11 protein-coding genes are annotated in these 14,352 nt (G+C 55.0%); 3 read left to right on the top strand and 8 right to left on the bottom strand.

The window, feature by feature from the left end:
• Positions 1 to 130: 130 nt before the first annotated feature.
• The 4 genes from htc1 to YERSI8AC_RS21445 all read right to left on the bottom strand — a co-directional run bounded on the left by htc1 (position 131) and on the right by YERSI8AC_RS21445 (position 6,191).
• Complete coding sequence (htc1, locus tag YERSI8AC_RS21460; RefSeq protein ID WP_159177546.1) at positions 131 to 2,116, bottom strand: methyl-accepting chemotaxis protein Htc1; 1,986 nt, start codon at positions 2,114 to 2,116, stop codon at positions 131 to 133.
• 181 nt (positions 2,117 to 2,297) lie between these two features.
• Positions 2,298 to 2,963, bottom strand: a complete 666-nt coding sequence (locus YERSI8AC_RS21455; RefSeq protein ID WP_159177545.1) for a nucleotidyltransferase family protein — start codon at positions 2,961 to 2,963, stop codon at positions 2,298 to 2,300.
• Complete coding sequence (locus YERSI8AC_RS21450) at positions 2,953 to 3,921, bottom strand: XdhC family protein (RefSeq protein WP_159177544.1); 969 nt, start codon at positions 3,919 to 3,921, stop codon at positions 2,953 to 2,955. The genes YERSI8AC_RS21455 and YERSI8AC_RS21450 overlap by 11 nt, the downstream gene beginning before the upstream one ends.
• Positions 3,921 to 6,191, bottom strand: coding sequence for a xanthine dehydrogenase family protein molybdopterin-binding subunit (locus YERSI8AC_RS21445; RefSeq protein ID WP_159177543.1), 2,271 nt, complete (start codon positions 6,189 to 6,191; stop codon positions 3,921 to 3,923). Before YERSI8AC_RS21445 ends, YERSI8AC_RS21450 begins: the two co-directional genes overlap by 1 nt.
• A gap of 209 nt (positions 6,192 to 6,400) precedes the next feature.
• On the opposite strand from YERSI8AC_RS21445, the gene YERSI8AC_RS21440 reads away from it, so the two are divergent.
• A complete protein-coding gene (locus YERSI8AC_RS21440) occupies positions 6,401 to 6,883 on the top strand; it encodes a MarR family winged helix-turn-helix transcriptional regulator (RefSeq protein WP_159177542.1) in 483 nt (160 codons plus the stop codon).
• Between the two features lie 39 nt (positions 6,884 to 6,922).
• Here YERSI8AC_RS21440 and YERSI8AC_RS21435 read toward each other — a convergent pair whose 3' ends face one another.
• The 4 genes from YERSI8AC_RS21435 to YERSI8AC_RS21420 are packed head-to-tail and all read right to left on the bottom strand — an operon-like array spanning position 6,923 to position 10,382.
• Complete coding sequence (locus tag YERSI8AC_RS21435; RefSeq protein ID WP_159177541.1) at positions 6,923 to 7,603, bottom strand: N-carbamoylsarcosine amidohydrolase; 681 nt, start codon at positions 7,601 to 7,603, stop codon at positions 6,923 to 6,925.
• Positions 7,604 to 7,614: 11 nt separating this feature from the next.
• Entirely contained in the window at positions 7,615 to 8,391 is a 777-nt protein-coding gene (locus YERSI8AC_RS21430) for a maleate cis-trans isomerase family protein (protein WP_009286021.1), read from the bottom strand.
• Positions 8,392 to 8,406: 15 nt separating this feature from the next.
• Positions 8,407 to 9,225, bottom strand: coding sequence for an alpha/beta fold hydrolase (locus YERSI8AC_RS21425; RefSeq protein WP_159177540.1), 819 nt, complete (start codon positions 9,223 to 9,225; stop codon positions 8,407 to 8,409).
• A complete protein-coding gene (locus tag YERSI8AC_RS21420; RefSeq protein ID WP_009286019.1) occupies positions 9,222 to 10,382 on the bottom strand; it encodes an FAD-dependent monooxygenase in 1,161 nt (386 codons plus the stop codon). Before YERSI8AC_RS21420 ends, YERSI8AC_RS21425 begins: the two co-directional genes overlap by 4 nt.
• Before the next feature lie 463 nt (positions 10,383 to 10,845).
• On the opposite strand from YERSI8AC_RS21420, the gene YERSI8AC_RS21415 reads away from it, so the two are divergent.
• On the top strand, positions 10,846 to 11,334 hold the full coding sequence (locus YERSI8AC_RS21415) for a (2Fe-2S)-binding protein (protein WP_159177539.1): 489 nt from the start codon (positions 10,846 to 10,848) through the stop codon (positions 11,332 to 11,334).
• Positions 11,327 to 14,338 (top strand): c-type cytochrome, encoded by a 3,012-nt coding sequence (locus YERSI8AC_RS21410; RefSeq protein ID WP_236557385.1) that lies wholly within the window; start codon positions 11,327 to 11,329, stop codon positions 14,336 to 14,338. Before YERSI8AC_RS21415 ends, YERSI8AC_RS21410 begins: the two co-directional genes overlap by 8 nt.
• Positions 14,339 to 14,352 lie beyond the last annotated feature (14 nt).

The following is a 14,352-nucleotide window of genomic DNA, read 5'->3' as shown; positions in this document are numbered from 1 at the left end:
CTCACACTAAGTACTAGGCACTTTAGTTCTTGTGTAAGTAAGCCTGCATCTTAGGATGCAGGCTTTTTTATTAGGCGCTCACTAAAAGGCACCCAAGCGGGTGCCTTTTAGCCTTATTAATGATGAGAAATTAGAACTCTTCCCATTCTGCCACTTCATGCTTTTGCTGAGTGGCCTGGGGAGGGCGGCTAGGTGCTTGAGGTAGTGCAGTGCCTGTCCGCGCTTTATGTGCTGCCGTATAGGGTAGCGCAGAGTTCTCAGCGCCGCCTTCACTGAGCACAAACTCGCTCATCAGTTGATCCAGCCGTTGCGCATTATCGCGCATATTGGTGGCAAGCGTGGCGCTCTGGCTGACCATGGCAGCATTCTGCTGGGTCATCATATCCATCTCTGCCACTGCGGTATTGACCTGTTGGATGCCAGTGGTTTGTTCCCGGGCGCCGGCAGCAATCTCGGCGATCACATCCGACACTTGAGTAACGCTGTGCCGAATCTCCTTCATGCGATCAGCCGCCGCCTTGACAATATCACCGCCTTCTTTTGAATGACTCACGGACATATCAATCAGTGCACGAATATCATGTGCCGCAGATGCCGAGCGACTGGCGAGTGTGCGGACTTCGCTCGCTACAACAGCAAAACCACGGCCCTGTTCGCCGGCGCGGGCAGCCTCCACCGATGCGTTGAGTGCCAATATATTGGTTTGAAACGCGATCGAGTCAATCAAGCCAATGATGTCGCTTATTTTATTGGCCGAATCACTAATCGCGGCCATCTTGGCTTCCATTTGATTCATCGAATCGGTGCCTCGCTCTGAGGCATTGGCTGCTTCTAACGCGAGGCTATTCGCCTGCTCGGAGGCTTGGGAAGTATGCGTTACCGTTGAGTGAATTTGCTCCATTGAGGCGGACGTTTCCTGAAGATTAGCCGCCGCTTGTTCGGTACGTGACGAAAGCTCCTGAGTGCCATCCGCCATATCGCTGGCATCGGATAGTACCGTGCGGGCGTTTTGGCGCACTTCATGAAGGGTAGACTGCATACGCTCCACAAAGGCGTTAAAGCCGTGGGCGAGATCGCCGATTTCATCCTGGGTTTTGGCTTCTAAACGGCGCGTTAAATCACCTTTTCCTTTGGCAATATCCGCCATGGCACTGGCGGTATGCTTGATGGGGGCAAGTGAACGCCGCGCCGCATAGGCAACCACCACCAACAGCAATGCCAAGAGCAGTCCACCCGCCAGCAGCAGCGACTGCAGCAGGCTGTTAGTCACGGTCGTAAAGGCGGTGATGGGCACGGTGACCCCGACCACCCAGGAAGTGCCTTCCACTGGGCTCCACATAAGCACGGTCTGCTCACCGCTGGGCATGGTTATTTCACCGGAGCCCGCTGTGCCGCTGAGTATTTGCTGACTCAATGCATCCAGCCCTTGGTAGCCCTGCTGGTCGGCATCGGTGTAATTGAGCGACATGCGATACTCTTCAACCGGGTGAGCAATGACTTGCCCTTGGCTGTCGATTAACCAGCCGTAGCTGCCATCGCCAACATTAATATCGGAGGTAATATCAGATACGGCGGCCATGGAGACAGTCATACCCAGCAGTCCCGCTCGATTGCCACGTTCATCGAATACAGTATCAGCGACAATAGCCGTTGGCAGGCCACTCACCATGGAGATAACCGGATCGCTGAGCAGACTATCCTGGGTGCCGTCAGTCACTAAGGATTTGAAATAAGGACGTTCTGCTATCTCCAAGTTGACGCCTGCGTGAGTTAGGGTCGCTCCGGATGCGTCAGCAAAGAACAGAGACTCGATGGTGCCCCCCGGCGGATAGCGCTTTTCGAGCCAAGCGCGGTGAGACGCAAGCGGCACGTCTTCCACCAAACGCTCATCCTGAGCAAGTACGGAGATCCAATTACGGTACCCGGTAATCCAGCGGCTGATTTCATCTGCCCGCGCTTCTACCTGCCGCTTACCGGCATTATCAATTAACGCTGGAATGGCCTGATTAAGCTGTTGATTGACGACAAAGCCTAAAATAACGGCTACCACTAAGAGAGGTATAGCGACAGCGACCAGCAGTTTCTGCGTCAGTGAAAGACGAGAAATTTTTTTCATTTGTTGCCTCGATATGTTGGCCAGAAGCAAAGCACGAGGATGTTGATGAGTGCCATGCTTTGACTGTTTAATGGTTCCCTGGGTGTTATTCTTACTACCGCTAATCATTAACGGCCGATCCTGCACTTGCTTAAATATTTGAGTTTTTTAATATCTTTTTGGCTTACATAGTAATGTTAAACTAAAAGTCTGTTTTGGCTTTTAATGTAACTTTTGTTGTATTTTTGTATGGCGCTTGCGCGCTTCTTGTATTTTTTAGTGATTTTGTTAAATCATCGGGGTAGTCGACATCAGTGCACACGCCTGGGTCGTTGAGAAAGACATGAATAACACGTTTGCTATGCTTTTTGATGACAGGACTTGCACCTCTGTCGTTTTCTAAAAGTGCCAATTCGTGCCAGAATTCTCTTCCAAAAACAACAGGATGCCCTGGGTTTCCTTGGTGTAGCGGCTGTACGATACTCTCTGGAGTGGCCATTTTTGTTAATACATTGCATGTTTCTTCGCTTACCCACGGGAGGTCGGCTAGCCATACTGCAGCAGCATGATAATGATGCAAGCTTTCATCGCTGCAGAGTTGTCTAAAAGCATCGCTAATACTGTAACCAAGCCCTAAATGACTGCGCTGACTAACAATAATTTGATTAGTTGGTGTAAGGCCGAGTGACTGGGCGTTATCTTCGGGTTTGATAACAACACGGTTATTAGAAAAAGTTTTCTGAATAGTTCGTAAAGTGGAGCTAAGCAGCGTTTCCCCATTGCCTAACTTGGCGACTCTTTTATCGCTGCCAAAGCGGCTTGATTGGCCTGCCGCCATCACAATGGCTATGATATCGCTACAAGGCATGGCGTTCTTTTCCGCGAGAGAGGCGAGCAATATCGGCCATCACGGCTAGCGCAATTTCAGCCGGTGTTTTGCTGCCCAGATTAAGCCCAATGGGCATGGCAATTCTTGCTACTTGGCTTTCCGTCAGGCCGCCAGAACGTAGCAGTCGTTCGGCGCGCTGCTGTGATGTCTGCTGAGAGCCCATAACGCCAATGTAAAAGGCGTCCGTTCGGACGGCTTCGATCATCGCTAAATCATCGATACGCGGGTCATGGGTCAAGGCCACAACGGCAGTATTGGCATGGCAACCGCCCGAGGCAATAAACACCGAGGGCAGTACCGCCTGCACTTCCACTCCGGCGACAGCAAAGTTTTGCCTAGCTTCGTCTCTGGGATCGCAGACAATCACTTCAAAGCCAAGCGTTTGGGCAAACAGCGCACAGGGCGCAGAGACTGAAGAGATCCCCGCGATAATCAGTCGTAGCGCAGGGCCTATGCGAATATTGACGCTATCTGTATCGAAAGTAACGGTGGGCTCGGTGTTATTCGATGGGTTAAAGCGCTTGCCGCTGCCATCCAGTGTGATACAGCGGGTTAGCGGTTGGCGACCCAGTAGCGTGGCATGCATCACTTCTAGGTGAGTGAGGTTTTCGGTGTTGGGCGCTAGCCGTTCAACCAACACTTCAAGGCGACCACCGCAGGGTAAACGAATATCCGCTGAACCAGCGTCACCGCCATAGCGCACCCGTTGAACCGGTTCGTTAAACTCACCCTTTTGAAGCCTTGCGATAAAGTCTTCTTCGACACAGCCACCTGACAGTGACCCCAGATAGTCGCCTGTCGAACATGCGACCAGCATGGCACCCGGCTCCCGGGGGGCCGAGCCAAAAGTTTTCAGAACTGTGCATAGCCAAACGGTCAGCCCCTGGTTGGCCCATTTCAACGCACGTTCGATAACCTGTAGATCAAGATGGTGCATTAAATCGCCGCCTCCATGGGGAGTCGAAGGGCGGCTTTCAGTGCATCGCGAATGGTATCAGGGGTAAAAGGGGGATGGGTAAAGCGTACCCCCGTGGCATCAAAAAGCGCGTTGGCAATCGCGGGAGCGCCGGGCAGTGAGGCGGACTCCCCAACACCGAGTGGGGGCAGTTCAGGGCGATCAAGCAGCATGACGTCGATGGGAGGCAGCTCCGAGAAACGCAGAATAGGGTAGCCGCCCCACTCTCTGCTGGTCGGTAAACCATCCTCAAAGGTTACCCGCTCCTTTAAAGTGCGGCTGAGCATCTGGATCACATTGCCATGCACCTGATGGCGAACGCCGGCGGGGTTCACCATCAAGCCTGCATCCTGGCCTACATATAAGTTCTCGACGACAACCCGCCCACTCTTCACATTGACTTTTAGCTCAATCACCCAGGCGGCGAGCGCGGCGCCAAAGCCGGGAAATTTACTATGTACGTACTGGGCGTAAGCGAAGCCTCGGCCGTAGCGCCACTCGCCATCGCTACTCGGATTGGCGTTAGCGGTGCAGGGCTTCCAGTTCGCACGTTCGGCTAGCGCTTCGACAAGCTCGCAGGCGCGGTTATCTGCTAAGTAGCGTAACCGGTAGGCGACAGGATCTTCACCCGCCAAGTAGGCGAGTTCATCAATATAGCTTTCGTGGGCGAAGGTGCTGGGCAGCGCCGAGACACCACGCAGCCAGGAGGCGCGCATCAGGGTCGGGACGTCGTCGCACACTATTTGGCGATGAGGATAGCGGTAGGGCGGCACCGACGTTCGATCCCCCATTTCAAAGGGGATATCAATCGGTGAGGCAGCACCGGTCAGCAGTAGTGCCAGGGTGGGCGCACTGTTAGAGGGGTAGCGCGTATTAAAGCGATAGCCTGCTGGGCTGCCATCTGCGTTTAAGCCGCCCTGAATGGCCATATACTGAGCAGCCCCTTTAGGCTCCCAGGTGTGCTCCTGCTCACGGGTTAGTTGTACACGAACAGGTCGACCCACCGCCTGAGACAGCAGCACTGCATCCGCGCCAACGTCGTCGGCGCAGTTGCGGCCATAGCAGCCTGATGTTTCCATGCGGGTAATGGTGATAACGCCTTCGTCCAAACCGGTAAGGCGGGCGAGGTCGGCGCGCAGGCTGTGTGGATTTTGGGTGCCCGACCATACGTGAAGGCCATCTTCGTTGGCATCGGCGACAGAGCACGAAGGGCCGATGGAGCCATGCAGCTGGAATGGCCACACATAGTGACGATTGAGCGGATGCTGTGCGGCAGCCAGAGCGTTATCGAGATCACCCTCTTCGAGGAGTATGCGCTGCTTGCTAGGCAGGTCAAGCAGTGCTTGCTCTATGTTGTCCAACTGAGGCAAGCCTTCGATTGGGCGCCACTGGATCTTTAGCTGTTTGGCTGCGGCAGCAGCCTGCTCTTCACGCTCGGCCACCACGCCAACAAAGTCACCGACCACCACCACGCTTACCACACCTGGCAAATGCGCCACAGAGCTTTTATCTACCGCGATTAAACTGTTGCCAATAAAGTCGCCGCTATCATGGCCTACATAAGGCGGGCGAATCACTCGCCCATGCAGCATGTTGGGCAGACGTAGGTCGTGGATAAAGGTCAATTGCCCGGTGGCCTTGGCGGGTATATCCACGCGGGAGGTCGATTGGCCGACCAGGGTATAATGGCTGACCGGTTTAAGCGGCACCTCATCGGCAAGCTTTAATGCATGACGGGTGCCCCGCAGTAACTCCCCAAAGCTAACGGATGAGCGGTTATTATCACTTGGCGTAATGGCGCCGTTCTGGCAGCTAAGTAGCGAGCGTTCAGTGTCAAAGTGCTGTGCTGCCAGGGTTAATAGGTACTCCCGCGCCTGTGCCGCAGCTCGACGTAAAGGCTCGGCAGTGATCTGAATCGACGCACTGGCAATGGTGGGGCCTTGGTTGGGGGCTTCAACGGAGTTGCCCAGTACCATGGTAACGCTGTCGAACGCGACGCTAAGCTCTTCTGCGACAATTTGAGCGAGCGCCGTGCGTATGCCAGTGCCCAGGTCTACGTGGCCGTTGAAAGCCACGATATGACTATCGCTCAGTACGGCAATAAATATCTCAGGCTCATGTGGGGTGAAGTTTGAGTGTGTACCTGGCTGTCCGGGCGCGGGTTTAGGGGGCGTAACCGGGTCGCGATAGATCACCAGGACATCAGACCCATACAGCAGTGACTCTCTTGTATAGTCTGATTTATCAGCCATGTCTGCCTCCCACGCTCGCATTTAAGATGATCAGTGCGGATGAATTTTAGGTGATGAAAGAGCAATAACTAAGGTAAAATTATAGCGTGTACGCCATAAAAGCATGATGAATTGATCCAGCGCAAGGAGTATTTCATACGTTGATGCATCATTTTGTGAACCAGTGCCATACTCGATACACGACGTCGCCAATAGATTAAGGATATGGAATGACAACGGATAGTGCGTTCAAACACTCGTCTTCCAGCGAGCACTCTACACCTTCAGAGCAAGGGTATGATTTTTCTGAGCAAGTAGGGCATTTACTGCGTAAAGCCTACCAGCGGCATACGGCTATTTTTCAGCGCTACAGCAGCGATAAACAGCTCACGGCCATCCAGTTTGTAACGCTGTGCACGGTGATGGAGCGCGGCCCCAGCTCGTTAACCGATATCGTCAACGCCACGGCGATTGATCCAGCCACTATTCGTGGCGTCATTAAACGTCTTAAAGCACGGGGGTGGATCGCACTAACCACCGACCCCAATGATCAACGCAAAGTCATGGTCGTGATCACCGAGCCCGGTGAGACATTAGTCGAGGGCATGGTGCCCAATGCCAAGCAAATTAGCGATCAGACCATGAAAAATCTCAACCCGGCAGAGCGGGTTGCTTTAATGCATCTGCTGGAAAAAATGAACGCGGATGGGTGACCCAAAAGAGAGGCCCTCTCCCGCGTTTTATAGGTCCTCCTACCGCTTCATTAAGTAACCCAATGTTTCATCCAGTCCAATCACATCCCCATATTTGCTATCGATATCAAACAGGTTAGCTTCATGGGGCGCGGGGTGGCGGTCGCCCACGCAATCACGTACCACCATCACCCGAAAGCCGTGCTGTACGCCGTCAACGGCGGTGGCGCGAATGCAGCCGCTGGTGGAGCAGCCGGTGATGATCAGCGTATCGATACCCATGGCGACCAGCGTGGAGGCGAGCGAGGTGCCAAAGAACGCGCTGGCATACTGTTTGGTCATTACCAGCTCATCTTCACGGGGTGCCACCTCGGGGCAGAACTCGGCGTAAGGGTTGCCCGCCACCATCGCCCGCATGACCGGTGCCTTCTTGACCCAAATGCCGCCATCGATCTGATCCGGGGCGTGATAAAGGATGTTGGTGTGGATAACAGGCGTACCTGTACGCCGCGCGGTGTTTAATAGCGGCGGCATATTGGCCACGGCGTCCACCACACCCTGGGCAAATAACGGCGAGCCGGGGGTGGTGTAGCCCTGCATAAAATCAACTACCAGCAACACGGGTTTTTTACCAAAACCAATGCGCCCATCCCAGACGCCTTTGTAGTTGTTATCTAAGCTGTCATCTAAAGAGCTGTCACCAGCACCGCTGCTGCTGGTTGCCTGGCTGGGATTCGTCATGGCGCTATCTCCTAATAAGCCCCTGATAAGAGTGCACCCGCACCTGGGACAATAGGCTCCAGGTCGAGCGCCTTAAGCATGGCGTAGGTGGTCGCGATAGCTGCGGTTACCACCGGCTTACCGGTCAGGGCTTCGACCTTGGCGACGGCTGGCAGCGATGGCATTTGTACACAGGCTGACAAGACGATAGCGTCCACGTTACTTAAATCGAGACTGGCGACGATCTCGGGGAGATTGGCGGGGTCGTGGCGAGCGACATCCAGGTTATTGGGAATCTCAAGCGCGCGGTAGTCGAGCACATCGATCCCTTCCTGACGAATGTAGTCCACCACCATTTCGGTCAGCGGCTTCATGTAGGGGGCCACTACCACCACGCGCTTGGCTTTCATCACTCCCAGGGCATCCACCAGCGCACCGGCGCTGGTGACCACTGGCGTGTCGCAGCCGTTCTCTTCGGTGCGGCTGCGCAGACGCTTTTGCGACTCTCGGTGGTAGCCGGGCCCCATCGCCATAATGGCAACCAGGCAGGCATACCCCATCACATCCACCGCTGCATCAGAAAGCTCCAGGGCGCAGCGATCCGACTCTGCATCCATGGCAGCCAGTTCGTCCTTGCTGACGTTCTTCATGCGCATGCGGCTGGAGTGAAAGGTAAAGCGTTCCGGGCGGATTAACTGCCGCGCCGTAAGCATGGCGGGTATTTCGGTCTCCATGGTGATATTGGAGCTGGGGACGATCTGGCCGATACGGTAGCTTTTGATCTCGTTCTTTATATAGTTGCTGGTCATGGTATTTGGCCTCTCTTAGAGTTCGCTGCCCAGGAAGTCTTCAAACGCGGCAAAAAAACCGTCGAAGTCATCCCAGGGAATCATGTGACCCGCTTTTTCCGCGGTAGAAATACGAACCGTCGGTAGAAGGGCGCGTATTTCGGCGCGATCTTCATCCTGGATAACACCGCCTTTGCCTGCACACATCAGCAGCGTGGGCACTTTGATAGCGGGGAAATCCTGGTGGATATCGACGCTGTGGAACTCTTCAAACGCCTGAACAATGGCGGGCTCAAAGCAAGTATGTAACCACTCGGCGCGTAACCGCAGTTGCTCGTCGCTCCAGGTGGGGCAGTAGTGGCGCATGGTCTCGATATCGGCACCACGTGTGCAGTCGCGAATCGAATCCACGTACCAGGGCAGCTTGCTGGGGTACTCACGGCGTCCTGGCCCTGAAACCGGTGGGTCGATAAGTACCAGTTTGTCGATTCCCGTGGCGCCGCGACTCATGGCGCGTAGCGCAAAGCGCGCACCCATGGAGTGGCCCGCCAGAATGACATTGCTCAGACCCAGCGCATCAATAAAGGCGATCACATCGTCGGCGCAAGTGTCGGTGTCATAATCGAGCTCGGGTCCGGTAGACGACAAGCCGCGTCCACGAACATCCAGCACATAAGTGTCGAAATGCTGGCCGAGCCGCTCGGCCACAAAACGCCAGGTGATGGCTGGGCTGGTAATGCCCGGTATCAGTACCAGCGGTTGGCGCGAAGTCTCGGCGCTGTCGGCAAAGCGCAGGTAGTGCTGACGAATACCATTGGCGTGCACGTTGGCGCCATAGAGATAGGTGCTGTTCATGCTGGGCTCCCTTGACTGGTTGGTTGCTTCAGCGGTACTTCAAAGGGGTCATAGGCGAATACCCAGGCCGGGTCTTCGTCTTCCCGTAACCAGGTATTGTCGTGGGAAACCTGCTGAACCCGCGAGGCGCGTTCAAAACGGTTGGTGCGGTAAAGTTCGAATGCCTGCTGGTAGTGCTCGGCGCCCACTTCCTCCAGGCAGCGTACCAGCATGGCGGCATCCTCGATGGCCATGGCAGCGCCCTGGGCCATATGAGGCTTCATCGGGTGGCAGGCATCGCCCAGCAGCACCAGTCGATTTTCATGCCACAGTGGCAGCGGGTTGCGCTCCAGCAAGGGCCATTTGGTGACGGTTTCAGTGCAGTCAATCAGCGCTTGTACGGTGGGGTGGTAACCCTCGAATGCTTTGCGCATCTCTTCCCGTGAGCTGTCGACGAAGGAAGTGCCGTGGTTCCAATCGGGTTCAGGCACGCCGGTAACGTAGTAATACTCCTTCTCGTCGCCGGTCACGAAGTACACCATCATGTGCCGGTCTTCCGACCACCACTTCACGCAGGCTTCGAAATCCAGGTCATATGCCTTGAGTTTTTCGGCAGAGATAATTGCCCGGTGAGCGACCCAGCCGCTATAGATCGGAGCCTCTGGGCCCAGTAGCTTCTCGCGCAGCCGAGAATTGACACCGTCTGCGCCGATTACCAGGTCGGCCTCTTCCGTCGAACCGTCAGCGAAGGTCATGACGACCTTGTTGCCGCTGTCGTCGACATCGACCAGGCGCTTATCGAAATAGAGGTTGTCCTGGTCGAGCGTGCTGACCATCAATTCGTGCAAATCACCACGGTGTACGGTGATGTAGGCCGCCCCATAGTTTTCGCGAGCAAACTCGCCTAGCGGGATGCGAGACTGATACTCGCCGGTCATACCGTTGCGGCTAAACCAGTAATCGGGGTGTGAGCCCATGGCATTGAGCTTCTCCTCAATGCCGATCCGGCGCATTACTTTCATCACGTTGGGGCCAAGGTGAATGCCTGCCCCAAGGCGCGCAAACGCTGGTGCCTGTTCGTACACCTTGGTGGGGTAACCCGCTTTCTGCAGTAGTGCGCCTGCAGCGGCGCCGCCAAGGCCCGCGCCAATAACGGCTATGGTGGGTTTATTGTTCATATCCTGGTTTCCTCGCTGTTTTATTCGCCTATCACTCGTTTCTGAATGCGTTCGTGAATGCTATAAAACAACGTATACACCATTTATTTTTTGGTCAAGAATTAGTTTCGAAATTATTTTTTAACGAAAACAAGGCGGTATTTTTAAATAAATACATGAATTTAATGGATTTATTGCTGTTTTTTTGGTTTTATGCAAAAACTTGAACAACGTGTACATTGAGTGCTATACGTTTATTAGGCTTATTTTTATAGCGTACGCACCTTTAATGCTCGATGGGTATTAGCTCTGCACTCAGCTGGTGCAAGTCGATTGGCCGTATGTGAAAGGTAGATGAAAATAGGCTGGTTTAAGGTGCTACGAAGCGTGTTTGGCAGGCAGTATTTATTAGTAATATCTAAGTCATATCCAAGCCCTACTCAGAGCAAGAGGGCGGGCTTAACAATAACGATGATGATCCCCTATGATGCTAAAGCTAACTATCAATGGGCAAGAACGCGAGCTGGCCGTGCCGCCGCAGACACCATTGCTCAATGTGTTGCGTAACGACCTGGCGCTCAATGGACCCAAGTATGGCTGTGGTTTGGGCGAGTGTGGGGCATGCAGCGTATTGATTGATGGCATGGCCGCACGCACCTGCGTGCTGCCCGTGTCCGCTGCCGTTGGCCATGAGGTAACTACCCTTGATGGTCTTTCCCAGGGCGGTGAGCTTGACCCTGTACAACAAGCCTTTATCGATGCTCAGGCAGCCCAGTGTGGCTACTGTTTGAACGGCATGATCATCACTATTCGTGCGCTGCTAAATCATAATACCCAACCCTCTACGCAGCAGATTCGCACCGCTTTAGAGCATAACCTCTGCCGATGTGGCACCCATGTTGAAATTCTCCAGGCAGCGGAGCGTGCCGTGGTCATTAACGCGGCCGCGTTGCAGGAGGCTTCTCATGAGTGAAGGGTCGATGCTCCATGGTCAGCAAGAACAGGCCGGCATCCCCGCGCTGCTAGCGAAGGCACGTTTTGGTGTCGTCGTGCGTCCACCTTACTACCGGTGGAATGGTGAGCGTTTTGAGAGTGATCGCTTAGTTGGCGTCGATAGCAGCCGCATTGCCTCACTATCTGGATCTATTGAAGTCGTGGTGGAAGGGAATTTTGTGGGGGTGGTTGCCGATAGTTTGGCCTTGGCGACCGATGCCGCTAAACAACTGAAGGTTGAGTGGCAGGCCGTTCACCAGACGCCCGAACAAGCGCCTGAAAGCGATCAAGCGCCCTCTGATTCGCCTCTTGTTATGCCTGGCCAGTCGTACATGCATTCGAACCATGGGTATGGCTGGCCGAGTCGCATGCGCTGGGGCAGTCACCCCAGCTTGGTAATTGCCGATTGTTGCGACCAACAATTGAGTGTGTGGGGGCAAACCGTCACCCCAGCGGCGCTTAAACAGGATCTAAGCCGGTTAACCGCGCTGAATATTAGCCAGATTGAGCTTTATAGCGCCGATGGTAAACACGCATCAAATCAGGCCTCAGGGCTGGGTCGCCATTGCGGTGACGATGCCGCGGTGGATGCGGCGTTGATGTCGCGGACGGTGGGCGGCCCGGTAGCCGTCTGGCTTGATGCCCGCTACACCAAAGATGTTCAGGCATTGGGCCAAGCGCAGCGAATTAGCCTAAACGCGGATATTGCCAGTAGTGGTGAGATAGCCCGTTATCACTATCAGCAGGCCAATCTCACTGGTGAAGTGGCTGCCGTAGGGTTGTTGTTGAGTGGTAGGGCCGCGATAACACCGTCTAGCGCTGAGGCCTCCGCCGGCGAGCAAGACACAACGCCGTTCTCGCCCTATGTATTTCGTGACCAATACCTTGCCGCACGCTCCCAGTCAGACTCGCTCTCCACCAATTCCACCTTGATGGGTATACAGCAGACGTTCGCTCGAGAATCTTTTTTAGATGAGGTTGCCCGCGAGAGTGACCAAGACCCTGTCGTGCTGCGACTTCGACATCTTGACGATGCGCGTGGTATTGAGCTGATTGAGTCCGTTGCTAAACGGGCCGAGTGGCAAAGGGCGTTCAATCCATCAGCGGACTCTTTACCCCAGGATCTATTGCGCGGGCGGGGTTTTGCCTACTCCCAACTACCTGACCGCGAACAACGTGTGGAATCGGGAGTGCGCTCTGCCTGGATTGCCGATGTGGAGGTCAATCGCGTTACCGGCGATGTTCAGCTTACCCGTTTGGTCGTTGGTCAGGACGTCGGCTCTGATGTGGATACTGATCGCCTTCAGCAAACGCTACAGGCCCGGATCTTGGGTGAAGCGCGCCCCCTTTTGGGGCAGGCACCCAGTTTCGACGAGTGGGGTGACGGCAGTCGTACGCTGACTAAAAGTGAATATTCAGCAGGATTACCAACCACCGCTTCTTCGCCAAGCCCTGTTGAGGAAGGTGTTAATCAAACCGCCGGTGAAGACGTATTAACCGGTGCGGAGCTATCGCCGGGTGTTGCGGTAATAGCCAATGCGCTTTTTGATGCCACTGGCCTGCGTTTTCGCCAACCACCGTTTACCGCCAATCGCGTGCGCCAGGCACTCGAAGCTTCGTCCACCGAGGAGGCAGGGCGCCCATCTAAATTGAAACCGCCGCGGTCAACGAAACGGCGCTGGTTAGCCGCCGCAGCGTTTACCACTATTGCGGGCACTGTTGCCATGGCATGGCCGTGGAAAGGGGCCATTGCGCCTGTCTCTCGGCCAGCTAGCAACCTCTATTCCGCCGAGACCATTGAGCGTGGGCGACTCGTTGCGGCTGCAGGCGACTGCGCGGCGTGTCATACCACAGAAGGTGGCGTGACCAATGCCGGTGGGCGTGGGTTTGAGACACCTTTCGGGACGCTCTACAGCACGAACATTACGCCGGATGAGGCGACGGGGATTGGTCAGTGGTCTTACGCAGCCTTTGAGCGCGCCATGCGCCACGGCATTAGCCGCGATGGCAGCCACCTGTATCCCGCGTTCCCCTATACGGCGTTTGCCAAGACCAGTGATGCCGATTTACAGGCGCTTTACGCCTACTTAATGGCTCAGCCCCCCGTGTCGACTGAAAAAAAAGCCAATGCGCTCACTTTCCCCTTCAGTGTGCGTAGCTTAATGGCAGGCTGGAATACGCTTTATCACGACGCAACTCCTTTCCAGCCTGACCCCATGCAGAGCGAACTGTATAACCGGGGAGCCTACCTTGCCGAAGGGTTGGGCCACTGCAGCGCTTGCCATAGTCCCCGCAATGCCATGGGCGCTGAGAAAAGCGGCGAGGCGTACTTTGCCGGTGCCTTTGTAGATGGTTGGGAAGCACCACCGCTTAATACGCTGTCGCGTGCGCCCATCCCGTGGAGTGAAACATCGCTTTACGACTATCTGCGCCACGGTGAATCTGAGCTTCACGGCGTTGCCTCTGGCCCTATGGCCCCGGTGGTAGCGGGGCTGGCTGAGCTGCCTGAATACGATGTGCGGGCTATTGCTCACTATGTGGCCGCCCAGATGCAGGCGCCCACAAGTAATAGCGATGCGGCTGTGGCGGAAGCTACGCAGCGCGTGACCAGTGCAGCCGTTAGCTCAACAGAAATGGAGGCAGGGGAGCGGCTCTTCGAGGGCGCCTGTGCGGCGTGCCATGTCGATTCTGGCGTTCCTACCTTTTCGAGGGCGGGCACTAATCTGGCGCTGAATACCAATTTACACAGCGATCATCCCGATAACGTTATTCAGTCAATTTTGGGGGGTGTCCACGCCGAACATGTTCCCGGTATTGGTAGCATGCCAGGCTTTGCCGACAGCTTTAGTAATACCCAGGTCGCTGATTTGACGACCTATCTCCGAGCGCGTTTTGCCCCAGAGAAAGCGCCTTGGCAAAAAGTAAAACAACGTATCGCAGATATACGCCAGCCTCACCACAACAACACTCACTCTTCTCCCTGACGTAATAAAACGAG

This window comes from Halomonas sp. 113 (assembly GCF_904067645.1).
In the GTDB taxonomy this organism is placed as follows: domain Bacteria; phylum Pseudomonadota; class Gammaproteobacteria; order Pseudomonadales; family Halomonadaceae; genus Vreelandella; species Vreelandella titanicae.
The sequence above is the reverse complement of the archived record's forward strand: the minus strand, read 5'-3'. Positions and strand labels throughout refer to the sequence as shown.